Origin of the sequence: Halococcus saccharolyticus DSM 5350 (assembly GCF_000336915.1) — an archaeon.
In the GTDB taxonomy this organism is placed as follows: Archaea; Halobacteriota; Halobacteria; order Halobacteriales; family Halococcaceae; genus Halococcus; species Halococcus saccharolyticus.
Genome location: NZ_AOMD01000030.1, coordinates 251,678 through 276,674, shown reverse-complemented (window position 1 = coordinate 276,674; position 24,997 = coordinate 251,678). Strand labels below are relative to the sequence as shown.

Below are 24,997 nucleotides of genomic sequence, written 5' to 3'. Positions count from 1 at the left end.
TAAGTCCGACAGTCGGATTAGTCGGCATGTCCGCCCTTAGCTCAGACTGGTAGAGCAGCCGACTGTAGATCGGCTTGTCCCCCGTTCAAATCGGGGAGGGCGGATTTTCCGTGTCCGAATCAGCGAGCGGAGCGAGCGCGATGAGGACCGAAAATCCAACCGACACGATTTGAGCACGGAAGTCGCAGCGCGCGAGCGAAGCGAGCGCGACCGTCTTCCGGAGTTCAAATCGGGGAGGGCGGACGTTCCCACCTTTTGCTGCGCTCGTTCGCTCCCTACGGTCGCTCACTCGCTGGCAAAATCTGGGCCAAAAGCCTCCTTCTTCCCTCCGGAAGAGCGAAGCTCTTCCGTGCTCTCGTTCGCCTCTAGCTCACGAGAACGATGGTCAGTCGTCGGCCCGCTCACTCGCTTCGCTCGTTCGCGGTACAATTGCTACTTTCCCGCGCCGCAACTGCAGGACTACTCCCTCTCCAGCCGATTCCTTCGCTCGCGCGGATCGCGTGCTCTGCACCCTCCGCGCGCCCACCAAGGGTTGCACACGACGGTGGTACGTTTTTTCCTTCGCGCGTCTTACGGAGCGTATGCCGAGCGACGATCGAACCGACGAGCGCGCACGCGATCGCCAGCACGAACGTGCCGAACACGTCGAGAACATCCTCGACGAGGTCGAGACCGACGTTCGCGACCGGAAGTACCCCGTCAGAAGCGAGGAGCTCGCCACCGAGTACGCCGACCAGCCGCTCGATCTCCCGAACGAGACCGAGTCGATGGGCAGCGTTTTCGACCGGCTCGACGACGAGTACGACACGCCCGAAGAGGTTCGGGAGTCGCTCTACGACGAACTCTCGGGTGAGGCGGGTGGACCCAACGAGTACAACGACGAGCGAGATCTCGCGGCGCTCGACGAGGCCGAGGAGTCAGACACCGTATAACGGAGCCAGTCGGCCCGCCGTCGATCGATCGACAACAGGTGATCGAGTCCGACAGCTGCCATCACCGACAGCCCCATGATTCGCTCCCGAGCTCAGTCCATCCAGTCGGGGCGCGGTCTGGGCGGGCTGAAACACTCGACGCCGTGAATGGTCTCGTCGCCACGGTTCTCGACCGCGTGCGCCTCGTCGGCGGGGATGGCGTACGACCCCTCTGGGCCGACTTCGTGTTCCTCGTCGTCGAGGACGAACGTCGCGTGGCCCGCGAACAGGTAGCCTGCCTGTTCGTGGTGGTGGCTGTGTGACGGGACGGTCGCGCCTGGCTCGATCGTGAACGCCTGGACGTTCATCGCCTCGCCGCTCGCGAGCACCGTGACCGAAACGCCCTCGACCGCCTCGATGGTTTCGCGATCGGCCGTCGCAACAGTATCCATAGAGATGCCATACGGCCGGTGTACCTAAAGGTTCAACCGATCGCGGACCCGAGAAACGAATATGTACGCGGTGGTCGGCTGCGGCGAGTGCAGCGCGCTGTGGGTGGTCGAGAGCCGTCCCGAGACCACGACCTGCCCCTCGTGTGGTGCGCGCCATCGGTACGAGCGGCTCACGAAGTTCGCCGAGACCGACGCCGCCGACGCCGCGCGTGAAGCCCGTACCGCGCTGCTCGCCGACCGGAGCGATCACGCACCCGACGATCTCGACTCGTTCACGACTCTCGAAACCCGCGCCGAGAGCGAACGGATGGACGAGACGGCGTACCTCCGAGAATCGGGCGTCGACGCCGAGGCAGTCACCGAAGCGGGCGAGGGTGCGACGAGCGGGACGAACGCGGGGAGCGCGAGCCGGCTCGACACGGTTCGAAACGCCGTCGACGAACTCAAGCGGCCGACCGAGGAAGACGTCATCGCGTACGCGACCGCGCGCGACGTGTCCGCCGAGTTCGCCGAACGCACGCTCGATCGACTCGTCCGACAGGGTGAAGCGAGCCGGAACGACGGCGTGTACCGACTCCTGTGACGGGCGAACGCGACGTCGATCCAGCGCCGCTCGCGGTCGGCGCGTTGGTCGGGCTCGCCGGCCTGCTCTTCCTCCTCGAGCCCGTCGTCGACCCGATTCCGGTTCTCGGGACCCCGACTCCGCCGTTCGTCCTCTCCGGCGCGGTGTTGACGATCGGGTTCGGGCTCGGTGCGGCGGTGTACCTCCGGCGCGGTCGGCGGCTGATCGGGCTCGCTCACGCGGTCGGCGCGGGCGGCTTCGGACTGCTGGTCGGCGCGACCGCGCTTGGCAGCGGCACGGTGTTGGTCGCTGGCGTCGCGGTACTCGCCGGCGGCTGTGCGTTTCTCGTGAGTCAGGTGTCCCGGTAGAAATCGTACCGATCGACGCTGGATGAACTGCGAGCCCGATCTACGGGTCGTTGGAGTCGTAGTCGACCGGGACGATGCGTTCGGCCTCGTCGCGGTCGGCATTGAGATCGACTTCGTTCTTCAGCGCCGGTCGAACCTCCGAGCCGAGACGCTCGCCGAGGGTCTCGATCGCTTCATCGTCGAGGTCGGCGTCGGGGGCGGGGAGATCGATCCCGTCGCCGACGAACCGTTCGGGATGGAGATCGACGCCCTCAGCAGGCTGTTCGAACCCGTCCTCGTGGACGAACAGCTCCGCCTCGCCGTCGGGTGCGACCCGGATCACGGGCTCGCCGACGGGATCGGGTTCGAGGAACTTCTGCTGGAGCGCCGTCACAACGAGGTCCGGCTCGGCATGGATACGCTCGATCTCGGACATGGCTCGTCTACTCGTTCGTGGGTTATGTCGGCACCGGTCTCCGGTGACGGCAGCGCCGATCGGTACTCACCGCCCGAGCTCCTCGTGAGCGCTCGACAGGTTCCGCGAGGCGAGCGCGCCGAGCAGCGAGAGTTCGCCCGCGAGCGCGCCCGCGGCGATCACCTCCGCGAGGCGGTCGGCGTTCGCGCCAGGCGGATCGCCACCCCCGAGGACACCGAGCAGCGAGAGCGCTGCCGACTGGGTGGGCAGTTTCGTCCCGCCGCCGACGGTCCCCACTTCGAGGCTCGCGAGCGAGACGCTGGCGTAGAGTTCGTCTTCCCTGGCTTCGACGGTCGTGATCGCGTTTGCCCCCTCGACCACCTGGGCGGCGTCCTGACCGGTGGCGAGGAAGACGCCTGCCACCACGTTCGCGGCGTGGGCATTGAATCCCAAACTACCCGCTTTCGCCGACCCGACGAGGTTCTTCCGAGTGTTGACCTCGGCGATCGCGTCGGACGTGGCGTGGAGTCGATCCTCGACCACTTCGTTCGGGATCGTCACATCGGCGACGACGCTTCTGCCTCTGCCCTCCACGGCGTTGATCGCGGCAGGCTTCTTGTCGGTACAGAGGTTGCCCGACAGTGCCACGAGGTCGGCGGTAGTCTGCTCTTCGACCACCTCGGAGGCCGCTCGGGTGGCGATGGTCGCCATGTTCATCCCCATCGCGTCCTTGGTGTCGTAGCCGAAGCGGAGGAACACCGAGTCGCCCACGACGTAGGGCGTCACCTCGGTGAGTTCGCCGTGGCTCGTGGTTTCTTCGGCAGCGTTCCGGAGGGCGTCACGGTTCTCGCGCACCCACGAGACGACCGCCTCGGCCTCGACGACATCGGCCACACGGAACACCGGCGCGCGGGTCATCGATCGTTTCGTGACCCGGGCGTTCGCGCCGTCCGCCGCGCGGAGAATCGAACAGCCCCGATTGACCGAAGCGACCAGCGCTCCTTCGGTGGTCGCGATCGGGAGGTAGTGCTCGTCGTCGGTCGCGCCGCCCGCCACGGGAAGGGGCCCGGCGACGCCGAGCGGGATCTCGATTGCACCGATCATGTTCTCGACGGCCGTTCCAACGGCGTCAGCGGGATCGAGGGCAGTTGCTCCCACCCCGTCGAGGTCGGTGTCTGTCTCGCGTGCGACGACCAAGCGTCGAGCTTCGGTCGCCGTCGCGGGATCGGCGTGATCGTCGAGGTCGTGGAGCGCGAGGTCGCCCGATCGAACGCGCTCGGCGAGGTCCGTGGCGTCGCTCATATCTCGACAGGGGGTGGCCGCTGCCTAAGCGTTGTCCTCCCGCGCTGTTGCGGCGGCCATGTGCGGTCGCCGATGACCGCAGTTTTATCGCTACCCCAGCATATTCGACGCCATGACCGACGCTGCGGACCTGGTGCTCACGAATGGTGAGGTCCACACGCTCACAGATCCCGACGAGACCGCCGAGGCGATTGCCGTCCGCGACGGCGAGATCGTCCGTGTGGGGTCGGCCTACGAGATCGACTTCCTCGCGGGCGTCGACACTCGGACGATCGATCTCGACGGCCACGTCCTCCTCCCGGGATTCATCGACGCCCACACGCACATGGAGGAACTCGGCAAGCGCCTCGTCCACGCCGACCTCGCCGACGCCACCTCGCCCGACGAGGCAATCGAGGCACTCGGCGAGCGCGCCGACGAACTCGATAGCGATGAAGAGAACCGCGGGTGGATACTGGGCTTCGGCTACGACGAGAGCGCGTGGGACGAGTCGCGCTACCTCGATCGGACGGATCTCGATCGGGTGAGCGAGACACGGCCGGTGGTCGCGTTCCGCGAGGACATGCACACCGCGAGCGTGAACGGCGTCACGCTCGATCGCCTCGGCGATAGACTCCCCCAGGGAGACGTTCGGACGGAGAACGGCGACCCTACCGGGGTGCTCGTCGAGGACGCGCTCGGTCCGGTTCGAGCAGCGACCGCGCCAGGCCGCGCCGCAACCCGTGATCTCCTCCTCGCCGCCCAAGAATACGCCAACGAACTCGGCGTCACCGGCGTCCACGACATGGTTCGGGGCTCTCACGCGCCCCGCGTCTACCGCGACCTCGATTCCGCGGGAGAAATCACGCTCAGAGTCCGGATCAACTACTGGAGCGATCATCTCGACGCCACGATCGAGACGGGCCTCGCGACCAACCACGGCAGCGAGTTCGTGCGGACGGGCGCGATCAAGACCTTCACCGACGGGAGCATCGGCGCACGGACCGCGAAGCTGACCGAGCCATACGCCGACGCCAGCGGCGGGGATGCGGACGGCAAGACCACGGGCCAGTGGGTCGTTCCGCCAGCCGAACTCCACGAACTCGTCGAGCGCGCCGACGACGCTGGCTTTCAGGTGACGGCCCACGCTATTGGCGACAGGGCGGTCGACGAAGTGCTCGACACCTACGCGGCGACCGACGATCCCGGCAGCGCGCGTCACCGGATCGAGCACGCCGAACTCCCCTTCAATGGAGCTATCGACCGTTTTGCGGACACCGGGATCGTGGCGTCGGTCCAGCCGAACTTCCTGAAGTGGGCGGACGAAGGGGGGCTCTACGACACCAAGCTCGGTGACAACCGCCGGCGGCGCTCGAACCCGCTCAGAGAGCTTCACGACGCCGGGGTTCGACTCGCCTTCGGCAGCGACTGCATGCCGCTCGATCCGCTGTTGGGCGTCCACCACGCCGTGAACGCCCCCGTCGACGCCCAACGACTCCCCGTGACCGACGCACTCCGGGCGTACACCCACGGCGCGGCGTACGCCGGCTTCGACGAGGATCGGTTAGGAACGATCGAACCAGGCAAGCGCGCCGACCTCGTCGCACTCGACCGCTCGCCGTGGGATCAGCCAGGCGAGGTCGAAGACATCGACGTCGCAGCGACGATCGTCGACGGCGAGATCGTCCACGACGCACGCTGATTGCGACTCGGAGCGATCGGATTCTCCTATCATCGAAATCGATAGCTCGTGGTTCCGGCAGCTACGGTTTGAAGACAAAACGTTTTCAACGAAGGCCACTGTTGGCCAGTGCTACCGGAGTATCGAAACACATGCCAGAACTGGAAACGACGGACCTCGAAACCGACCTCAGCCTGTTCAAGTACGACAACCTGGAACAGCTTCCGCCACGATACCGGAAGTTGGACGAATCCGAGCGCACGGAGCGCATCGAGCGGGCGCTCGACGAACTCGGTGACGATGTCCTCGTGCTCGGGCACAACTACCAGCGCGAGGAGATCGTCGCACACGCCGACTTCATCGGTGACTCCTACGCTCTCTCGAAGCGCGCCGCCGAGGCTGACGCCGATCACGTCGTGTTCTGTGGGGTGACGTTCATGGCCGAATCGGCCGACATCATCACCGACGACTCCCAAACGGTGATCCTCCCCTCGATGGAAGCCTCCTGCCCGATGGCAGGGATGGCCGAAGCTCTCCAGGTCGACGCCGCGTGGGCGGAGATCACCGACGCCGCGCCCGACGAGAACATCGTCCCCGTAACCTACATGAACTCATACGCCGACCTGAAGGCCTTCTGTGCCGAGCAGGGCGGACTTGTCTGCACGTCCTCGAACGCCCACAAGGCCTTCGAGTACGCCTTCGAGCGCGGCGACAAGGTGCTGTTCCTCCCCGACAAACACCTCGGCGAGAACACTGCCCATCGACTGGGAATGGAAGACAACACGGCCGTCTGGGACCCGTGGGACCCCGAGGGCAAGGACGCGAGCGAGGTCGCAGAGGCCGACATCGTGCTCTGGGAGGGGTACTGCCAAGTCCACGAGCGCTTTCGGGAGAGCCACGTCGAGCAGGTCCGCGAGGACCATCCCGACGCGAACGTCGTCGTCCACCCCGAGTGCCGCCGCGAGGTTGTCGAGGCTGCGGACGTGGTGGGCTCGACCAGCACGATCACCGATACGGTGGCCGAGGCCGAGCCGGGCGAGACGTGGGCGATCGGGACGGAAATCCACCTCGCCAACCACCTCGCGCGGTGGCATCCCGAAGTCGAGGTCCTCCCACTGTGTGGCGACGCGTGCATGGACTGCAACGCGATGCGCCAGATCGACCCCAACTACCTGACGTGGGTGCTCGAAGAGCTGGTCGAGGGCCGCGAACGCAACGTGATCGAGGTCAGTCCTGAAGAGAAGGAGCTCGCCGGCGTGGCGCTCGACAGGATGCTGGAGATCTGACCGTGCCTGGCACCGAAGCAAACGACAGCGAGACGGCGGACGAGACAGACGAAACGACGGCCGAGACGATGGTGATCGGCAGCGGCGTCGCGGGCTGTGCGGCGGCGCTCGCGGCCGCGCGAGCAGGCCAAGAGGTGTTGCTCGTGACGAAGGCCGAGCGCCCGGAGGACGCGACAAGCTGGTGGGCACAGGGCGGTGTCGCGGTCTCCCGGGCCGACGCCGAGGGGTTCAAGCGCGACGTCATCGCGGCGAGCGACGGCGCAGCGGATCCCGACGCGGTCGATGTGCTCGTCGAGAACGCGAACGACGCCGTCGAGGACGTGCTCGTCGAGACGCTCGACGTGCCGTTCGACACCCATGGGGACGACGGGTTTGCGTACGGCCACGAGGCCGCCCACGGCGAGCGACGGATCCTCCACGTCAACGCGAGCACCGGCCGCCACGTCCTCGGCCCGTTCCTCTCACATCTCGACGACCATCCGAACGTGGCGATCCGCGAGGACACCGCGGCGCTCGAACTCCTCACCCGCGAGGGCCGGGTCCACGGCGCGCTCTGTGAGTCCGACGGGGAGATCGAACCGATCCACGCAGGGGCGACCGTGCTCGCCACCGGTGGGATCGGTGCGCTCTACGATCGTTCGACCAACCCGGAGGGTGCGACCGGCGACGGGATCGCGATGGCAGCGCTCGCCGGAGCCGACGTCACGGATATGGAGTACGTCCAGTTCCATCCGACCGCGTACGCTGGAGATGAACCATTCCTCCTTAGTGAGGCTGTCAGAGGCGAGGGTGCGCTTCTTCGCAACGACGACAAGGAACGATTCATGCCGGAATATCACCCTGACGCCGAACTTGCGCCGCGGGACGTGGTCGCCCGCGCCGTGGCGAGCGAGCGCAAGCGGACCGGCGATGTGGTGCTCGACGTCTCGCCGCTCGACTTCGAGTCTGAGTTCCCGGACCTCGCCGCGAAGTGCGAAGAACGCGGAGTTGATGTTGAGGCGGGGATTCCGGTGTCTCCCGCCGAGCACTTCGTCTGTGGTGGGGTCGACGTCGACTCGCGTGGCCGGACGAGCCTCGATCAGCTGTTCGCAGTCGGGGAGTGCTCTCGGACGGGGGTCCACGGTGCGAACCGCCTCGCCTCGACCAGCCTGCTCGAAGGGCTCGTGTGGGGCCTGCGCGCGGGCCAGGCCACTGCCGCGGATGGGGCCGATCCCGTAGTGGTCGAGGCTCCCGACCTCCGCGACAGCGATCCCGCGCTCCCCGAGGCGTTCGCCGCGGAAAAGTTCGACCGACTCCGGCGAGTGATGGACGAGTACGTCGGGCTCGCCCGGACTCCCGACGGCCTCCGGCGTGCGGGCGCGGCGATTCGGCGACTGAAGGGCGAGGTCGACGCCTACGTCCGGACGCGTACCTCGCGGGACCTCTACGAACTCCGGGCCGCGACCGTGACGGGACTCCTGATCGTTCGGGCAGCGAGCGAGAACGCCGAGTCGCGCGGCTGTCACCGCCTCGTCGGCGAGAGCGCCGATACGACCGACGCCGACGAGGAGAACGAGGCCCATGCCGGTCGCCCGTAGCCAGGTCGAGCGGTGGCTCCGCGAGGACCTCGGCCACCACGACGTGACCAACGACGTGCCGGGTGAGACGACGGGACGACTGGTCGCCAAAGAATCGGGCGTCGTGGCCGGGCTGGAGGCCGCCGTCGCGGTGTTCGAGCACCTCGGGGTCGCGGTCGAGACGCACGTCGATTCGGGTGATCGGGTCGAGTCGGGCGAGGCAGTTCTGACCGTCGACGGTGCGGCACGCGCGGTGCTCCGTGGCGAGCGCGTCGCGGTCAACATCGCAGGCCACGCCTCCGGCGTCGCAACCCGCACGCGGGAGGCCGTCGACGCCGCCCGCGAGGTGACTGATACGGTGCGGATCGCGGGCACACGCAAGACCACGCCCGGCCTCCGTGGCGTCGAGAAACGCGCGATCGTCGCGGGCGGCGGCGACTCCCACCGGCTCGACCTCTCGCACATGGTGATGGTGAAGGACAACCACGTCGCCGAGATGGGCCTCGAAGACGCCGTCTCGCACTTCCGCAAGCGCGCCTCTTTCGCCACAAAGATCGAAGTCGAGGTCGAACGCCCAGCGGACGGTCGGCGAGCTGCCGAAGCTGGTGCGGACATCGTGCTGTTCGACAATCTCGCGCCCGCAGCGGTCGAAGAGGGCGTCGAGGGGCTGCCTGCGGGCGTGCTCGCGGAGGCCAGCGGCGGGATCACGCTCGACACCGTGCCGGCGTACGCCGCCACCGGGGTCGACGTGATTTCGTTGGGGGCACTCACTCATTCGGCTCCAGCGCTCGATTACTCCTTTCGCACTGGCTGAGGGAGTCCCGTCGCGTCTCTCGGCGGCTGCCGGCCGGCTACAGTTCGATGCGCTCGCCGGTCTCGGCAGATTCGTAGGCCGCCTCGATGATCCGGAGGTCGGTGAGTCCGTCTTCGCCATCGGTCTCACAGTCCTCGCCGGTGAGCACGCAGTGGGCGAAGTAATCGAACTCCTCACGGACCTCGTCGACCGAGGGGCCGGCGTAGCGGGTGTGGGTGTCGCCGCGCTCGACCACGATCTCTTGGGAGACGTCACCGCCGAAGGGATCGGTGATGAGCACCTGGCCGTCGGTGCCGAGGATCTGGAGCCGGCTATCGGGATGGGCGTCGAAGCTCGCCGTACACGAGGCGGTCACACCACCCGGGAAGGAAAGTTGGAAGACGACATGCTCGTCGACGCGATCGAACGGGGCTTCGCCGGATGTGGTTTCGGCTACGACCGACACGGGATCGGCGTCGAGCAGGAAACGGGTGGTATTGAGCGGGTACACCCCGAGATCCATCAGCGCGCCGCCACCCGCGACATGGGGGTCGAGCCGCCACGTGTCGGGACTCATCTCGTCGAGCAGCCTCGCGGAGAACCCACCATGGACCTGGACCGGCTCGCCGATCGCGCCGTCGGCGATCAGCTCGCGCATCCGCCTGACCGCCGGTTCGGTACGGAGCCGGTAGGCAGTCATACACACCACGCCAGCGTCGGCGCAGGCGTCGACGATCCGCTCGGCCGCCGCGAGATCCGCAGCGAGCGGCTTTTCGCAGAGGACGTGTTTGCCGCGCTCGGCGGCGGTCGTCGCGTACTCCTCGTGGAACGCCGGCGGGGTCGCGACGTAGACCGCGTCGTACGCGTCGCTTTCTTCTCCGTCGTGGAACGCCTCGTAGTCGAGCACCTGCCCGACGCCGAACGTTTCGGCGAGATTCCCTGCCGTTTCGGGTGACCCACTCACCAGTACCGTGGTCTCACAGAACTCCGCGTCGCGGATCGCGGGTAGGGCGCGCTCGCGGGCGAACCCACCGAGGCCGATCACGGCGATCCGAACGCTCCCCTCGTCGATCGTCTGCCAGTCGCGCTGTGTGAACGCCGCGAAGTAACCATCGAGATTCGCCATAGCTTCCGCTACGGTTCCCGGCGGCTAATGCGTTCGGCGACCGGTCTCGACGAGCAGCGATTCGCCGGTCATCGCATCGGGCACCACGACCCCGCAGAGCGTGAGCACCGTCGGGGCGAGGTCGGCGAGCGTGCCGCCGTCGCGAATTCGCTTCCCACCATCGGTGCTCCCGGCCGCAGCGTTGCCGTTCGCTACCGCAGGGTCGTCGGACCCACCGGGTGCGAGATAGACCACGGGGACCGGATTCAGCGTGTGGGCCGTGTCCGGGTCGTCCGGCGTGCCCATGTCGTCTGCGTTGCCGTGATCGGCGGTCACCAGTACGTGCGCCCCTGCCCGGTGACAGGCCGCGACGAGACGCGCCAGCTGGGTGTCGACGGCTTCGACCGCCGCGACCGCCGCGTCGAAGTCGCCGGTGTGACCCACCATGTCAGGGTTCGCGTAGTTGAGAACCATCACATCGGGATCGTCCGTCTCGATCACTCCGATGGCCGTGTCGGTCATCGCTTCGGCGCTCATCTCGGGTCGCTGATCGTAAGTCGGCACGTCCGGGCTGTCGACGATCTCTCGGATTTCGCCCTCGAACTCCACCTCGCGTCCGCCGTTGAGGAAGTAGGTGACGTGGGGGTACTTCTCGGACTCGGCGATCCGGAGCTGAGTCAGGCCGTTGGCAGCGAGAGTCTCACCGAGGCTGTCTTCGGGTTCGTGGGGCGCGAACGCCACGGGAAAATCGAAGGTCTCGTCGTACTCGGTCATCGTTACCAGTTCGATCGCGGGCTGGTCGAGGTCGAACTCCCACTCGCGGCGAGTGTTAGTGAGCATCCGGACGAGTTGGCGCGCGCGGTCCGCCCGGAAGTTGAAGAAGACGACGCTATCGCCGTCGGTGAGCGCCGGGCCGCCCTGCTCACGACTCCACCGTTCGATCTCCGGAGTGCGTTGCGCCTCGCCGTCGACCAGCGTCGGCTCGACGAACTCGTCGGTCTCGCCGCGGTCGTACGACTCCTCGACCGCTTCGACCGCTGTCCCGGCCGTGTGGTCGGCGTCACGCTCGACGATCGCGTCGTAGGCTCGGCGGGTGCGCTCCCAGTTTCGATCCCGGTCCATCGCGTAGTACCGGCCGGTGACGGTGACCACGTTGCCGGTACCGTGCTCATCGACCGCGGCTTCGAGATCGGCGAGGTAACCCGCGCCGCTCTTGGGAGGTGTGTCTCGACCGTCGGTGAACGCGTGGGTGACCGCGTCGACGCCGCGGTCGGCGGCGGCTGCGATCAGCGCGTGAAGGTGACGCTGATCGGAGTGAACGCCACCGTCGCTCACCAAACCCATGAAGTGGACCCGACCGCCGTTCGACTCGGCGTGAGCGAACGCCGACGCGATAGCGTCGTTTTTCAGGAGATCGCCCGCCTCGATGGCGCGCGTGATCCGGGTGTAGCTCTGATCGATCACTCTCCCTGCGCCGATGGTGAGATGGCCGACTTCGCTGTTGCCCATCTGTCCGTCGGGGAGGCCGACCGACCGCCCCGAGGTGTCGAGAGTGCCCGTCGCTCCCTGATCAGCGAGGCGGTCCATCGTGGGCGTGTCGGCCGCCCGGACCGCGTCGAGCCGATCGTGGTCGCCGATCCCCCAGCCGTCGAGCACGACGAGCGCCGCTCGCATACACGCCACTCATCGTCGGTGGGTAACTATCCTTCGCACTCCCAGCCGTCCGGTGGTTCGTTGGACGGGCGGTTTCGACACCGAATCAGCCGAACAGTCGAAGGCCGACGCCGACGGCGATCACGACGAGCCCGAGAACCGACGTGATCGGCTCAGGGAGAAACAACATGACGATGCCGATCGCGATCACCAGCGTACTGGTTTTAACCATGCAGTCGACAGTACCCGAAGCCGGATAGTCGACTGGCTTTCGAGCGCCGGGCGTGTCGCGGTCGTGGGAGAAGGGCAACCGTGTCGATGTCACCGGATTCAGGGGACCGATCCGTCGTAGGTATCGGGGTCGCGCTCGACGACCTCGATCTCGACATCGTCCTCGGACACGCCGATCCGGGCGAACTGGGTTCGGAGATGCTCGCGTGCCCCGTCGACTGCGCGCTCGCGGGTTTCGAACCCGTGAGCCACCGGGGACTCGAAGGCGACGTTCACCGTTTCACCGTCGACGCGCTGGCGCTGGCCACCGCTCTCGACCTCGTAAAAGGAGTCACAGACCCAGACGTAGGGAGCGTCCTCGTCGGGCGCACCGCTGAAGGAGGGAGCGTCCTCACCACGCTCGTAGAGCGTCCCGGTCAGATCGGTTCCGCCAGCCCGCCCGTAGATCAGAAGCATACTCGTCGTCGGTGCCGAGCGGTCAAAACCTCGGTGTTCGTCGGCGGCAGTCGGCGGTGGTCGATACCCTCGGCGGCAACAAGCCGTGGATTTAACTCGGTCGGTGTGGTACTTTCACACATGGCGAAACGCGTGTTGGTGCCGATCGACGGCTCGGACGGAGCGTGGGACGCGCTGGAGCACGCCGTCGCGGAACATCCGGACGCACATCTCACGCTGCTGTACGTCATCAACCCGGTCGGGGCGGGCGCGGGCGGCCAGGTCGGCGACGTCGGGTACGCCGAGGAGTGGTACGAGACCGCCGAGCGGCGGGCCGAGGAACTGTTCAACGTCGCCGCCGATCGTCTCGGCGGTCGTGCGTTCGACAGCGAGATCGTGGTCGGTCGCCCCTCTCGGGCGATCGTGGAGTTCGCCGACGAACAGCCGATCGACGCCATCGTGATGGGGAGCCACGGCCGCGAAGGTGTCTCCCGCATCTTGCTCGGCAGCGTCGCCGAGACCACCGTTCGGCGCTCGCCGGTGCCGGTGACGGTCGTTCGCTGAAACACCCACTTTTTTACTTCACCCCCGTTGCTCGCTGCGCTCGCAAGGGAGTTCGCAAAAACCTGGACTAAAAACACCCGCTCGCTCCCTGCGGTCGCTCGCGGTGAACCGCGCTTGCTTCGCTCGCCGGACGCCACGCTCTCCGCAACCGCACAACACCGCCGAAGCCCTCGGCACGCGCTCACTCCGTTCGCTACTCACGGGTCGCTTCGCTCCCCGTTCGCGCACCTCGCCCTTCATCCGCCAGGCACCGCCCCGCTACCGCCCCGCCACCGCCGCCGCACAGCCCGCGGACCACGCGGTTTTTGCCCGGCGGGAGTAAGTGAAAGGTGATGTGCGTCCGGATGTTCCGCGACGGCGTGCTCCAGCGCGTCCCACGCTCCGTCCGAGCCGTCGATCGGCACCAACACGCGTTTCGCCATANGAGATGTGTATAAGAGACAGGATCTGGCTCGACGAGGCGACCGCCGACGCGCTCGATCACGCCGGCCACCCGGTCGACCGGATGAGCGAGTGCGATCTCGTGGTCTCGATCGGCGGTGACGGCACCCTCCTCTTCGCTGCACGCGGTGCTGACGAAGCCCCCGTGATGGGCGTCAATCTCGGCGAAGTCGGCTTCCTGAACGCCACCCCACCTGAGGAAGCGGTGGCGACAGTCGAGCGCGAGGTCGAACGAATCGCAACCAAGGGCCAGCCCCGCACACGCGCCGTCCCGCGGCTCCGCGCGACCAACGACGGCGAGACGCTGCCGCCCGCGCTCAACGAGATCGTGGTTCAGGGCCGGCGCGGACCCGGCGGCGGGGCCGATGTCGCGGTCGAGGTCGACGGTGCGTCGTACCTCGACGGACACGCCGACGGTGTGCTCGTCGCTACTCCAACTGGTTCGACCGCGTACAATCTGAGCGAGGGCGGCCCACTGATCCATCCCACTGTCGACGCCCTCGTCGTCACCGAAATGTGTGCAGACGAAACGATGCCCCCGTTGGTCGTCGACGCCGACGAGATCGTCGTCCGCGTGACGAACGCGCCCGAGGCGGTCGTCGTGGGTGACGGCCGAACCCGCGAGACGATCGAACCGCCCGCCGAAGTCACCATCGACCGCGCCCCGGAGCCACTGCGGATCGCGGGCCCACCGCTCGAATTCTTCAGCGCGCTCGACAAGCTCGACTAATCGCGGCGTGACCACGGCCGTCCACCCCGCCAATCGGCGGACCGATGGTTGCGAAAGCACGAAACGGTTTGCGGCTTTCGCAAAACGTAACCAGCGCCACCACCAACACTGATCCAATGAGTCAGCAGCTACCGGACGTCCAGGCCGCCCAGCCCGACGTCACCGTCGGCCTCAACCAGGTCGGCGTCACCGGGGTCGAGAAGCTCGTCGAACTCGATCGGCCCGACGATCGCCCGATCGTCCTGATGGCGGAGTTCGAAGTGTTCGTCGACCTCCCCTCGTGGCGCAAGGGCGCGGACATGAGTCGGAACATGGAGGTCGTCGACGAGACCCTCGAGGCTGCGGTCGCGGAGCCGGCCTACCGGGTCGAGGACGTCTGCGGCGACGCCGCCGAGCGTCTGCTCGAAAAACACGAGTACACCACCGAGGCCACCGTCGAGATGGAGGCCGAACTCGTCACCCGCGAGCGGACCCCCGCGACCGACCGGCCGACCCAGGGCACCGCGACCATCATCGCCGGAGCCTGTGCGACCGAGGAGGGCACCACCGCAGAGATCGGCACCCGCGTGACGGGGATGACGGTCTGTCCGTGCTCGCAGGGGATGTCGAACTCGCGCGCCCGCGAGACCCTCGCGGATCTCGGCGTCGACGAAGAGACGACCGAGGAGTTCCTCGACCGCGTGCCCCAGGCAGGCCACTCTCAGCGCGGCCACGCAACGCTTAGGGTCGAAAGCGACGGTGCACCCGAGGCCGATCTCTCGGACCTGATCGACGTCGCGCGCGATTCGATGAGTGCGCGGATATACAACCTCGCGAAGCGTCCCGACGAGGACTACATGACTGAGCACGCCCACGCGAACGCGAAGTTCGTCGAGGACTGCGTCCGCGACATGGCCGAGGGCGTGGTTCGGGAGTTCCCCGACCTCCCCGACGACGCAGTGGTGACGATGAAACAGTCGAACGACGAGTCGATCCACCAGCACAACGCTCACGCCGAACGGGTCGCCGAGGTGCGCACGCTCCGCGAGGAACTCGACGGCACGGACGTCCCGGCCGACGACTGAGTTCGCTTTCGCCGCTTCTATTCGTCCCCAAGCGCGAGCGGTTCAGCCTGTTCCCACCGTGGCGTAAACTCCTCTAAGATTTCCGTCGCGAACGCCGGGTCTTGGAAATCGATCATCGCGAACGACTCGCTACTGTCGAGCGGGTGGGGGACCTCGATACAGGTCTCGACACCGTCGATCACCGTGAAGGTGCGCTCGACGGCCTCGCTGGTCCGGGTGGCGAAGCGCTCGTTCGGCGCGAGTCGGTCGAGATAGCGCTCGCCGACGGTCTCGGGCAGCGCCGACACGAGATCCGGGCGCATCAGCAGCGAGACCTCGACGCCACGTTCGACCGCCGCATCGAGTTCCGCAGTCACTCGATCACCGACCGAATCGACGTCGAACTGCCGGGAGAGCGCCGAGGCCACCATGACGACGCTCTCGTCGGCGGTCGCGAGTCGTTCGACGAGGAGATCCGCGGTGTCGGCAGGACCGACCGCCGCCGTCCAGAACGTCTCGGTGGACTGATCGGTTGCGTCGAGCTCGCCGATCAGGTCGTCGACGATCTCCTCGTACTGGTCGGCCTTGGCGTCGAGTTCGCGCCGGCGGTCCTCCAGCAATCGCGAGAGCGCGGTGTCGGGCTCGACCGCGACGTACTTCTTCGGCCGGCTCGCGGTCTGAGCGCGTACCAGGCCATGCGTTTCGATGCTCGCCAGCACGTCGTAGATCCGGCCCATCGGGACCTCGCTCGCGCGCGAGAGCTCCTTCGCGGTCGTCGGCCCGGTATCGAGCAACGCCCGGTAGACCCGCGCCTCGTACTCCGAGAGACCGAGATCCCTGAGACTCGCCATACCACCATCCGTGACCGCTCGCGCATAAACCCACCGTCAGTTTACGTTCTCGCTGATCCAATCTTCCCGTCGGTTCAGTCCTCGCCGTAGTCGGGAAGTCGTGCCGATCGGTCACTACCGTCGACGAACGGCAGCGACTCCCGTGTGGCGTCGTGTATCTCACCATCGTCGCCGGACTGCGTCCGGCTGTCCGAGGCGTCGTCCGACGCCTTGCTGACTTCGATCGCGAGATCGTCGGTCGGGGCGTCGAACGCGACCAGCGCGAGCGCGATCGGTTCTTCGAGCATCGGGCTCTCGGCCGCGCGGGTCACTTCACCGATCGATTCGCCCGCGGCACGCACCGTCGCGCCCGCTTCGGGCAGCGACTCGGACCGGAGTCCGACCAGCCGACGGCTCGGCTGGCCGCGGTTCTCGACGCGCGAGACGACCTCTTGACCGACGTAACACCCCTTCTCGAAGTCGAGCGCGTTCCGGAGCCCGAGCACGTTCGGAATCTGCCCTTCGAGTTCGGTGTGGTAGAGCGGCGTCCCGGCTTCGAGCGTGAGCGCGTCCCACGTTCGATAGCCGAAGGGTGCGGCGTTCAGCCCGTTGTTGATGAGGGTGTCGAACACCGATTCGGCGCGATCGGCCGTACAGATCACCTCGTACCCTTCCTCGCCAGCGAGGCCGTCGCCACGGATCACCGTCACGCCGTCGTCGCCCATCGTGCCGCGCACGAACTGGAGGTGTGCCTCGGGCGTGCTCGCGCCATTGAGAACGCTCGCGATCTTCTCGGTGGCCTTCGCGCCGTGGACACCGAACACGCCGAACTCGCTCGTCGCGACCGAAATCTCGACGTCCTGGATGAACGTTTTCTCGCTCCAGTCGTCGGCGACGGGGGCGGCGCGCTCGGGTGGGGTGAACAGCAGCAGGCGCTCGCCGGCGTTGTAAATGTAGAGATCGGTCTCGATCCGTCCTTGGGGATCACACAGGAGTGCATAACAGCCCGCACCGTCCTCGTGGGGAACGCGGTTCGAGACGGCGTTGTCGACGAACTCGACCCGGTCGTCGCCGGTGACGGTGACGACGCCGTAGCCCATCTCGATCACGCCGACGACGTTCCGGACGGCGCGCGCGGCGCGGTCGGGACGACCGTACTCGGCGGCGACACGGACGCCGCCACGATCGGCAAACGTCGCGCCGTGAGACTCGTGGACGCCGGCGACGAGCGTCATTTCCGTATCGTCGGTCCCGGGCGGGGATAAGTCGTGCTATAGGCCGAGTCGGTCGCGAAGATGATCGAAAAACGACTCTTCGACGTCTTCCTCGCCGGGCTCGGGCACCACCCGGTCGTCGGGTTTGATCAGCGTGCGCTCGCCGCCGTCGTCGTCGGCCTCGATCAAGCCGTCGGCTTTGAGCGCGGCGAGCGCGTCCTCCAGGTCGTCGATGCCGACCGCGACGTGCGAGCGGAGTTCGAACACGGTCATGCCGTCCTGACGGTCGACCAGCGCGTCGAGGACGGCCACCTCCGTGTCGTCGCGGTCCCGGAACTCCCGCTTTACCTTCATGTACAGGGCGTTCGACCGGACTCGCCTTACCCTTATCCCCTCGATCGGGTGGTGCGTCCGCACCGTGATCGTCCCGATTTCGTCACACCCTCCATCCGATTCGTTCGCCCGAAGGGGAGTCTTTATGTCACACAGGGCCGCAATGGCGTGTCAATGGGGCTTCGCTGTTCGGTGCTCGGGCACGACTACGGTGAGACCGGCGTCGAGCGCGAGCGCGACGAACGGGGAGCGGAGGTCGTCAGGACGGCAAAGCGGGTCCAGACGTGTCGACACTGCGGTCACGAGCGGACCGTCTCGGCGAACACCGAGATCACGGCGCTCGAACCCGAGGCCGGCGTGGTCCGCGACGGGGATGGCCGCGTGGTCGCGGCGACCGCCGAGGAGAACGTGGCGGCCGACGGGACTGGCTCGATCACGATCGAGGACGGCACGCTCGACGGCGAGAGTCCACCCGAAGACGCGACGAGTTCCACTGGGGACACGGCGGTCTCGCTCGACGAAATATCGGGAACTGACGCCGAGACGCTATCGGCGACCGAGCCAGCGAGCGACACTACCGCGACCGACAACGAGTCCGACGCCACCGCGACTGAACACGAATCCGACGCCACCGCAACCGCGCCAGCGACCGAACGTGAATCCGACACCGCCACGGACACCGCTGCGACGAGTTCCGAGGGCGAGATTCCGACCGTCAAGGCGTCGCAGACTGACGACCCTGCCGACGAGCCGGGCCGCGCACCCGGCGAATGGCCCGGGGACCCGAGCGCCGAATCGGCGGGATCGACGGGACGGACGGGGAACGGGACGGAGTCGCTCACACCCATCGGCGACACAGCTGACTCCACGGCTGGCAACGACTCTGAATCGGAGACACAGCCGCTCTCCGAGGAGTGGACGCCGGAGGGGGCTGAAACGCGCGCGAAAGAAGGTACTACCGGAACGAACGGCTCACCTGGGACGGTCGAACCGGGAGAGACGTTCGCGTGCCGGCAGTGTGGGTTCACCGCCGCGGTCGTCGACTCGCCGCTGCGGGCGGGTGACAGCTGTCCGGAGTGTCGGACGGGGTATCTCGCGCGCGGGACGCGAAAGGGATAACCCCGCCGCTCGCAAACGGGCCGTTCATGCGTGAGTACAAGATGCGGCGCGGCGAGCATCTCGACGAACGGATCCCCGATATGGCAGGCACCGTCGAGGAGTACTTCGGTCCGATCACGGCGACCGAGGAGCACAACGGCAGCGATCTCCACGTCGTCGAGGACCCCGAGAACCCGGTGTTCGAGCGGGTCGTCGCGGGCGCGGTCTCCTACGGTAGCAAGAAAGACACCCTCGCGGTCGACTTCGAGGAACGTCCGGCCGAGGACGTGATCGCCGAGGGCAACGCCGACGCGGCCGCCGACGCGGTCGACGCGAAAAACGAGTTCCTGCTCGAAGCCACCGGCCGCGACGCCAAGAGCCGCCGCGAGTCGATGAAGCGCACCGTCGAGGACGATGCGGACACACCCGACAACGTCTGAGCGCGGCGAAGACGGGTGACGAAAGAGCGGTGAGACGAAGTCAGTGGCCGAGTTTCGTGCGAGAGATGCCGATCGTTCCGGGCGTGATGATGAGTTGGTCGTCGGCCTTCTGGACGATGTCGCCGCCGACCTCGCGGGTGATCTCCTGGAGGTCCTGAGTGATGCGCTCCATCGTCTGGTCGGTGGTGGAGTGACGAGTGATGTCGGCAATCACGATGTCGCCGTCGTAAATGGCGTTTTTGATGTCGATGACGTCACGCTGGCTGTCGATACTGGCGATATGCACCGTGGTCGCCGTCTCGCCGACCGACCCCTCGACGTCGTCGGCGTCGAGTTCGACGTACTCGCCGCCGCCGGTCCCGCGCCGCGGCTCGCGACTCCCGAGAAGGTTGTCCATCAGACCCATGCCCGCTACCGCGGCCGTCGGCGGTATATCTCTTACGACGCAGTGTCACACCCGTCTTTGGTGAGCCCCACAACGATCCGCCGACGCGGGTCGATTCCGCCGACTCGGGACGACTCCACCGACAGTAAGGTCGATCACGGGGCAGTTCTCCGGCAGTATAAGTGTCCACCAGCCCTACCCCGATCGTGACCACCACGGCCACGGACGACCGATCCGTGCGGACCCGCGAGGCCGCTCGGGCCGATCTGCTGGCGGTGTTCCGGATCGAGAAAGCCTCGTTTCCGCAGCCGTGGCCGTACCGTGCGTTCGAGCGGTTCCTCGGCGAACCGGGATTTCTGGTGGCCGATTCCGGCGAGGTGGTGGGGTACGTGCTCGCCGACACGACGCCGAAAAGCGGCCGACCGATCGGCCACGTCAAGGACATCGCGGTGGCTCCGTTCGCCCGGGGGCAGGGCATCGGCGCGACCCTGCTCGCTCGCGCGATCGACGCCATGCGCGAGCAGAAGGCGGGGTCGGTCAGGCTCGAAGTCCGCGAGAGCAACGAGCCCGCGCTCGGGCTCTACCGCCGGTTCGGCTTCACCCACCGCACGACTTCACCGGGCTACTACGCCGACGGCGAGGACGCCCTCGTGCTGGTTCGGGATCTCGACGGGTGACTACATCGGTGCTGCTGGCGGTCAGCGCTCGTCGCCGGAGCTCTGCTCCACGGCAGCCGTGTAGTCGGCGAGGCCGGCTCCGTCGCGCGGCTGGTCGGGAATGTTTCGCGCCGCCGCCTCGAAGTCGCGCATGATCGTCTCGGGCGGTGTCGATCCGCTGGTGTCGAGGTACTTCGTCACCATTCCGGCCACCTCGGGAGCCGAAAACGAGGTGCCCGACGATTTCACCCACGGGCCGTCGAGATCCGTCCCCATCGTCGTCCCCGACGCCTGGGCGAGTCGGTTGTCCTTGCCGATGGCGGCCACGTCGGGATTGTCGCGATCGGGGTTGTAGGAAGAGAACTCCGCGATCGCCCCGTCCTCGGTGCAGGCCGCGACCGAGAACGCGCGCTCGGCGGTCGCGGGGCTACCCGATTTTTCGCCGGAGTTGCCAGCCGACACCACATCTCTGACCCCTTTCTCGACGAGGCCGTTATGGACGCGGTTGATCGCCTGCGACGTCTCCTGCGAGCCCCACGACATGTTCACGACGTCGTACGCGTCGGTGTTGTCGTGGAGCCACTCGTAGGCGCGCATGATGACGTTGTTTTTCGTCCGGCCCTCCTCGCCGAAGATCCGGAGTGCGATCAGGTCCGCTTCGGGGGCGAGCCGTGTGACCTGCCCCAGCACGGCAGTACCGTGACCGACCGCATCGCCCGTCCCCGATCCCGTGACGTCGACCTGCTGGATGGCGACGCTCTCGAACACCGGGTGGTCGGGATCGATACCCGAATCCATCGCCACCACGGTGAGGCCCTCGCCGGTGGCGTCGTCCTCGGGAACGTCGTGGAGTCGCCGAACGTCTTCGATCGTGGCCACCGTGTCGCGCTCCTCGCTCACGTGCGTGGGCTCGATGTGGGGCTCGACTTCGTAGTTCGCCTCGATCGCGAGCACCCGGTCGTCGTCGACGATGGCCGACTCGTGTTCGGTTTCACATTCGACGAGCGCCGCGCTGCCGACATCACCGAAGTGGTACGTCTCGACGACGTCGCAGTCTTTCTCTTCGAGGAACTCGGCGGGTTCGCGTGCAAAGACGATGCGTTCGTTCATTGTTCCCACCGCTCGTTCTTTCGGTCGTACCGTCTTAACGTTGTTCCGGATCGCGAGGAGAAATCACGAGACGGGAACGTCGGCGTGGAGCGCTCTGTGTCACGAATCCGTCTTCGCAACAACGGTTCCAGCGACCAAATCCCCGAGACGCTGGCGCTGTTTAGTGAGCGCCATCACACCGAATCCGACGAGATAGAACAGGGGGAAGTCGAGAATCCGGAGAAGGTTTCGCACCGCGGCGCTTCGCGCCGAGCACCGCGATCCGTCAGCGGTCACAACGACCAAGCCGGCGAGTTTCTTCCCAAGCGTTCGGCCGAACGCTGCTTCGAGGGTGAATCCGTACAGTATCGGGGTTGAGAATGCCCCGACAAGCAGTCCAGTGGTCGTCACATCTCCGGTGACGAGTCCGGAGACGACACCACCCACGACCGCCATCGGGAAGAAGAGAATCGCAACACAGACGAGATCGATCAGTCCCGCCGCAGTCCGTGGAGACGTGGTTCGGGGATTGATCGGTTCGCGCGGGTCAGGGTGGACGAACACGCCGCCGTCGTCCGTCGTCGGTTCGGGATCGGTGCGTTCGTCGTCGGAGTGTCGGAGCCACTTGCTCGCTCTGGATCGGGCGATCGACACGCTGGTATCGTCGGCCAGCCGGGTGAGACCACTCAGATGGGCCTTGCCGGTGATCAGACAGGCGTGCTCGTAGCCGTGTTCGGCCGAAATCTCCTCAATTCGCTCCAGCATGTGTCGGTTCCGGCTCATGAGCGTTCGTCCGACGTGCAGCACGAACGCGACGAAGAACACGACGAGGTAAGGAAGCGAGAGGAACCCGTACCAGAGTCCGATCGCCACCGCGGACCACGGCACCACCGTTCCGAAGAGCGCGCCGAGGGAGGGAGTATAACGAGCCGGAAGGCTGGTCACCAGCCACGCCGCAAGCAGCGTGCCGACCGTCGTCAACAGCGATCGCGGCCAGAGCGCGCCGAGACCGACGAGAAGCCCCCAGTTGACGATGATCCACGGCCACGGAGCGTCGGCCGCAGTGAACAGCGGATGCGCATCGATGCGGTGGATCGGTACGTCGCGGTCGTCGCTCAGGCGTCGTGCAGCGTTCATCCCGGTGCTGAGTAGCGGACTCATGCCTCGATTGAGGAGTACGAACAGGGGCATCTGGAGGAGGCTGTTGAGGATGAGACCAAAGAAAAACGCCGGTGTCTTCAGCAGACAGCGGCCGTACGTCCGCCAGTCCGGGTCCGTCTCGGGATACTCGATGAACAGCGCGTCGACATCCGCGGCGTACTCGTCGAGTTCGGCAGTCACCTTTCCGAGCCGATCGACGTGGATGACACCGAACAGCCGCAGCGCGACGCTATCGGTCATGTGACGGGCGAGCGATGCCGTTCACGCTGTTCATTTCTCGACGATCCGCTCGTCGACCGCCTCGCCGAAGTGCCGAGCGGTGTCCTCGTAGTGGACCCGCACCTCGTCGCCGGCTTCGAGGTCGGTCACCGCTCGCGGCCCGTCGCGGGTGGCGACCTTGATGGTTTCTGCGTTCTGGAGCAGCGTCTCGATCCGATCTCCTTCGAGCGGGGAATCATCGTCGTCGGACGACTCGGCCTCGTCAACCTCACCGGAATCGTCCGCACCACCAGCCTCGGTGTCGCCGCCGACTGCGGCCTCGATCCGGAACATCGGTCGGCGCTCGATCTTCGCCCGTCCGACGACCGCCTCGCGCGCTCGACCGTCGGTGTCGACCACCTGCACCTCGTCGCCGCTACCCAGTTCGGCGAGGTACTTCGTCCCGCCGCCGGGTGTCCGGGCGTAGGCGTGGACTGCGCCCGCGTTCACCCGGAACGGGCGGGAGGCGACGTACGGCGACTCGGCGGTCTCGGCGTGGACGAAAAAGAGCCCGCGGCTCATCGAGCCCACGAGCATCCCCTCGTCGCTCTCCATCAGCGACCCGGTGTCGACACAGACCCGATCGGCGGAACCGACGCGCTCGATGGCGGTGATCGTCGCCCACTGGAGATCGAGCTGCTCGCGCTCGGCCTCGTCTCTGATCTCGACAGTCTTTCGGATCTCGTCGGGATCATCGCTGTCGAGAAGCACGCCGTCGGCCCCGGTTTCGAGCGTCTCGAACGCGGTGCGGGCCTCCTCGGCGGTCTCGACGCCCGCCACGAGTTCGGTCTCGTCGCCGATCCGCGCGATCAGGTTTTCGAGCGGGATGATGGTCCAATCCTCGCTCACCACGAGGGTGTGATCGGCGGCCTCGGCCGCGGTCTCGGCGAAGGACTCGTAATCCTGGTTGAACACCCGGACGTAGGCGGTGTCGGCGTCGCCCCGTCGGAGCGCCGAGAGGTCCGCCGATCCCGAGAGATCGGGTGGAAGGTCGGCGGTACCGTCGCCCTCGCCGTCTTTGCCGACGGCGACCGCATCCGGTCCGTCGTCCGCGGTGTCGACGACGTCGATCCCTCCGTTCCGGAAGGCGGCGATCGACACCGCGCCGAGATTGCGCACGCGCGGGACGTCGTCCTCGTCGACGAGGACCCAGTCGACGCCGGCTTCGAGCCCCGCGGTGATCCGTTTCTTTCGACTCTCCCAGTCGCCAACCGCGTCGTCGGCCTTGAGCCAGACGGAACGTGTCATAGCGTGGCGCTCGGTGCGGGGCGGCTTGAACGTGGCGAAACCGCCAACGGAAACCCGGACGCTGTGCGGCCGAACGCTTATCGCCGCCGCTCGCCAACGGCCGGCAGTGACGACACCCCCGATTTCGACGGTTTGTTTCGATCTCGATGGAACGCTGCTGACCTACAACCAAAATCCCGACGCCGTGCTCGCAACGGCGTTCGACGACGCAGGCGTCGAGCAGTTCTGTGACCCCACCCAACTCTGGGCCGCCGCCGACGACGTCGACGATGCCGACGACGACATCGACTTCCTGACGAAGACCTTCCGGGCCGCGGGCGAGCGCCACGACGGCGCGACGGATAGTCCGGACGTGCTCGCACAGGCGTACGACGACGCGACCGACCACACCGACGTCTCCTTTCGACCCGGCGCGCAGACAGCGCTGGAGCGGGCCCGCGAACACGGCCGCGTCGGCCTGATCACGAACGGCGGGCGGGCGACTCAGCGACAAAAGCTCGACGCGCTCGACATCCACGACGCCTTCGAGATCCACGTCTACGCGGGTGAGATGACCCCTCCAAAACCCGCCACCGAGCCGTTCGAGCGAGCGACAACCGCCCTCGACGCCGACCCAGAGCGGACGCTGTACGTCGGGAACTCGCTGCGACACGACGTGGCTGGCGCGCGGGCCGCCGGCCTCCAGGCGGCGTGGTTCCCAGTCGAAGGCGACGGCGGCGATCACGACGGCCACGACCCCCACCACGTCTTCGACAGCCTCCACGACCTCGGCGACGTGCTCTGAAAACCAATCCGTCGG

28 protein-coding genes and 1 tRNA gene are annotated in these 24,997 nt (G+C 66.9%); 15 read left to right on the top strand and 14 right to left on the bottom strand.

What is annotated here, in order from left to right:
* Positions 1-30 precede the first annotated feature (30 nt).
* Both C449_RS15010 and C449_RS15005 read left to right on the top strand, forming a co-directional pair.
* Positions 31-104: transfer RNA gene (locus tag C449_RS15010), tRNA-Tyr, on the top strand.
* A gap of 477 nt (positions 105-581) precedes the next feature.
* Positions 582-932 carry a DUF5789 family protein gene (locus C449_RS15005; RefSeq protein WP_006078889.1) on the top strand — a complete coding sequence of 117 codons (351 nt, stop codon included), beginning with the start codon at positions 582-584 and terminating at the stop codon, positions 930-932.
* Between the two features lie 92 nt (positions 933-1,024).
* Here the strand turns inward: C449_RS15005 and C449_RS15000 are convergent, their stop codons facing one another.
* Positions 1,025-1,363, bottom strand: a complete 339-nt coding sequence (locus tag C449_RS15000) for a cupin domain-containing protein (protein WP_006078888.1) — start codon at positions 1,361-1,363, stop codon at positions 1,025-1,027.
* A gap of 61 nt (positions 1,364-1,424) precedes the next feature.
* Between C449_RS15000 and C449_RS14995 the strand changes: the two genes are divergently transcribed.
* Together C449_RS14995 and C449_RS14990 are read left to right on the top strand one after the other, a co-directional pair.
* Positions 1,425-1,946, top strand: a complete 522-nt coding sequence (locus tag C449_RS14995; RefSeq protein WP_006078887.1) for a DUF5817 domain-containing protein — start codon at positions 1,425-1,427, stop codon at positions 1,944-1,946.
* Entirely contained in the window at positions 1,943-2,293 is a 351-nt protein-coding gene (locus C449_RS14990; protein ID WP_006078886.1) for a hypothetical protein, read from the top strand. Before C449_RS14995 ends, C449_RS14990 begins: the two co-directional genes overlap by 4 nt.
* Positions 2,294-2,333: 40 nt before the next feature.
* Here C449_RS14990 and C449_RS14985 read toward each other — a convergent pair whose 3' ends face one another.
* Both C449_RS14985 and hmgA read right to left on the bottom strand, forming a co-directional pair.
* Complete coding sequence (locus tag C449_RS14985; RefSeq protein WP_006078885.1) at positions 2,334-2,708, bottom strand: hypothetical protein; 375 nt, start codon at positions 2,706-2,708, stop codon at positions 2,334-2,336.
* Between the two features lie 66 nt (positions 2,709-2,774).
* Positions 2,775-3,989 (bottom strand): hydroxymethylglutaryl-CoA reductase (NADPH), encoded by a 1,215-nt coding sequence (gene hmgA / locus C449_RS14980; protein WP_006078884.1) that lies wholly within the window; start codon positions 3,987-3,989, stop codon positions 2,775-2,777.
* A gap of 112 nt (positions 3,990-4,101) precedes the next feature.
* Between hmgA and C449_RS14975 the strand changes: the two genes are divergently transcribed.
* From C449_RS14975 to nadC, 4 genes are all read left to right on the top strand, one after another.
* Entirely contained in the window at positions 4,102-5,670 is a 1,569-nt protein-coding gene (locus C449_RS14975; RefSeq protein ID WP_006078883.1) for an amidohydrolase, read from the top strand.
* A gap of 131 nt (positions 5,671-5,801) precedes the next feature.
* On the top strand, positions 5,802-6,935 hold the full coding sequence (nadA, locus tag C449_RS14970) for a quinolinate synthase NadA (protein ID WP_006078882.1): 1,134 nt from the start codon (positions 5,802-5,804) through the stop codon (positions 6,933-6,935).
* Between the two features lie 2 nt (positions 6,936-6,937).
* Entirely contained in the window at positions 6,938-8,512 is a 1,575-nt protein-coding gene (locus tag C449_RS14965; protein ID WP_006078881.1) for an L-aspartate oxidase, read from the top strand.
* Positions 8,496-9,305: a carboxylating nicotinate-nucleotide diphosphorylase gene (nadC, locus tag C449_RS14960; RefSeq protein ID WP_006078880.1), complete on the top strand. Its 810-nt coding sequence runs from the start codon at positions 8,496-8,498 to the stop codon at positions 9,303-9,305. Before C449_RS14965 ends, nadC begins: the two co-directional genes overlap by 17 nt.
* A 37-nt stretch (positions 9,306-9,342) precedes the next feature.
* On the opposite strand, the gene gfo6 is transcribed toward nadC, so the two are convergent.
* From gfo6 to C449_RS14940, 4 genes are all read right to left on the bottom strand, one after another.
* Positions 9,343-10,410 (bottom strand): D-xylose 1-dehydrogenase Gfo6, encoded by a 1,068-nt coding sequence (gene gfo6, locus C449_RS14955; protein ID WP_006078879.1) that lies wholly within the window; start codon positions 10,408-10,410, stop codon positions 9,343-9,345.
* A 24-nt stretch (positions 10,411-10,434) separates the two neighbouring features.
* Positions 10,435-12,063 (bottom strand): 2,3-bisphosphoglycerate-independent phosphoglycerate mutase, encoded by a 1,629-nt coding sequence (gene gpmI, locus C449_RS14950; protein WP_006078878.1) that lies wholly within the window; start codon positions 12,061-12,063, stop codon positions 10,435-10,437.
* Between the two features lie 85 nt (positions 12,064-12,148).
* Positions 12,149-12,274: a hypothetical protein gene (locus tag C449_RS14945; RefSeq protein ID WP_049914302.1), complete on the bottom strand. Its 126-nt coding sequence runs from the start codon at positions 12,272-12,274 to the stop codon at positions 12,149-12,151.
* A gap of 98 nt (positions 12,275-12,372) precedes the next feature.
* The gene (locus tag C449_RS14940) at positions 12,373-12,729 is read right to left on the bottom strand and encodes a DUF7113 family protein (RefSeq protein ID WP_006078877.1); all 357 of its coding nucleotides are present in this window, start codon (positions 12,727-12,729) and stop codon (positions 12,373-12,375) included.
* Between the two features lie 120 nt (positions 12,730-12,849).
* Between C449_RS14940 and C449_RS14935 the strand changes: the two genes are divergently transcribed.
* The 3 genes from C449_RS14935 to mptA all read left to right on the top strand — a co-directional run bounded on the left by C449_RS14935 (position 12,850) and on the right by mptA (position 15,507).
* Positions 12,850-13,272, top strand: coding sequence for a universal stress protein (locus tag C449_RS14935; RefSeq protein ID WP_006078876.1), 423 nt, complete (start codon positions 12,850-12,852; stop codon positions 13,270-13,272).
* 322 nt (positions 13,273-13,594) lie between these two features.
* Positions 13,595-14,443, top strand: coding sequence for an NAD(+)/NADH kinase (locus C449_RS14930; RefSeq protein ID WP_394295355.1), 849 nt, complete (start codon positions 13,595-13,597; stop codon positions 14,441-14,443).
* Positions 14,444-14,559: 116 nt separating this feature from the next.
* Positions 14,560-15,507, top strand: a complete 948-nt coding sequence (gene mptA, locus C449_RS14925; RefSeq protein WP_006078874.1) for a GTP cyclohydrolase MptA — start codon at positions 14,560-14,562, stop codon at positions 15,505-15,507.
* 17 nt (positions 15,508-15,524) lie between these two features.
* Here mptA and C449_RS14920 read toward each other — a convergent pair whose 3' ends face one another.
* The 3 genes from C449_RS14920 to C449_RS14910 form a co-directional block, all read right to left on the bottom strand.
* Complete coding sequence (locus C449_RS14920; protein WP_006078873.1) at positions 15,525-16,337, bottom strand: TrmB family transcriptional regulator; 813 nt, start codon at positions 16,335-16,337, stop codon at positions 15,525-15,527.
* A gap of 74 nt (positions 16,338-16,411) precedes the next feature.
* Positions 16,412-17,551 carry a CAF17-like 4Fe-4S cluster assembly/insertion protein YgfZ gene (ygfZ, locus tag C449_RS14915; RefSeq protein WP_006078872.1) on the bottom strand — a complete coding sequence of 380 codons (1,140 nt, stop codon included), beginning with the start codon at positions 17,549-17,551 and terminating at the stop codon, positions 16,412-16,414.
* Between the two features lie 36 nt (positions 17,552-17,587).
* Complete coding sequence (locus tag C449_RS14910; protein ID WP_006078871.1) at positions 17,588-17,884, bottom strand: DUF6432 family protein; 297 nt, start codon at positions 17,882-17,884, stop codon at positions 17,588-17,590.
* A gap of 153 nt (positions 17,885-18,037) precedes the next feature.
* On the opposite strand from C449_RS14910, the gene C449_RS14905 reads away from it, so the two are divergent.
* Together C449_RS14905 and C449_RS14900 are read left to right on the top strand one after the other, a co-directional pair.
* A complete protein-coding gene (locus C449_RS14905) occupies positions 18,038-18,982 on the top strand; it encodes a DUF7093 family protein (RefSeq protein WP_006078870.1) in 945 nt (314 codons plus the stop codon).
* Positions 18,983-19,008: 26 nt separating this feature from the next.
* Positions 19,009-19,401 carry a DUF5611 family protein gene (locus C449_RS14900; protein WP_006078869.1) on the top strand — a complete coding sequence of 131 codons (393 nt, stop codon included), beginning with the start codon at positions 19,009-19,011 and terminating at the stop codon, positions 19,399-19,401.
* 40 nt (positions 19,402-19,441) lie between these two features.
* Here C449_RS14900 and C449_RS14895 read toward each other — a convergent pair whose 3' ends face one another.
* On the bottom strand, positions 19,442-19,807 hold the full coding sequence (locus C449_RS14895; protein WP_006078867.1) for a cell division protein SepF: 366 nt from the start codon (positions 19,805-19,807) through the stop codon (positions 19,442-19,444).
* Positions 19,808-19,992: 185 nt separating this feature from the next.
* On the opposite strand from C449_RS14895, the gene rimI reads away from it, so the two are divergent.
* Complete coding sequence (rimI, locus tag C449_RS14890) at positions 19,993-20,463, top strand: ribosomal protein S18-alanine N-acetyltransferase (RefSeq protein ID WP_006078865.1); 471 nt, start codon at positions 19,993-19,995, stop codon at positions 20,461-20,463.
* Between the two features lie 21 nt (positions 20,464-20,484).
* Here the strand turns inward: rimI and C449_RS14885 are convergent, their stop codons facing one another.
* From C449_RS14885 to C449_RS14875, 3 genes are all read right to left on the bottom strand, one after another.
* Positions 20,485-21,552 (bottom strand): S8 family peptidase, encoded by a 1,068-nt coding sequence (locus C449_RS14885; protein ID WP_006078864.1) that lies wholly within the window; start codon positions 21,550-21,552, stop codon positions 20,485-20,487.
* Positions 21,553-21,651: 99 nt separating this feature from the next.
* On the bottom strand, positions 21,652-22,932 hold the full coding sequence (locus C449_RS14880; RefSeq protein WP_006078863.1) for an RDD family protein: 1,281 nt from the start codon (positions 22,930-22,932) through the stop codon (positions 21,652-21,654).
* A 30-nt stretch (positions 22,933-22,962) separates the two neighbouring features.
* A complete protein-coding gene (locus tag C449_RS14875; RefSeq protein ID WP_006078862.1) occupies positions 22,963-24,198 on the bottom strand; it encodes a 3-dehydroquinate synthase II in 1,236 nt (411 codons plus the stop codon).
* A gap of 106 nt (positions 24,199-24,304) precedes the next feature.
* On the opposite strand from C449_RS14875, the gene C449_RS14870 reads away from it, so the two are divergent.
* Positions 24,305-24,982, top strand: a complete 678-nt coding sequence (locus C449_RS14870; RefSeq protein ID WP_049914299.1) for an HAD family hydrolase — start codon at positions 24,305-24,307, stop codon at positions 24,980-24,982.
* Positions 24,983-24,997: the final 15 nt, after the last annotated feature.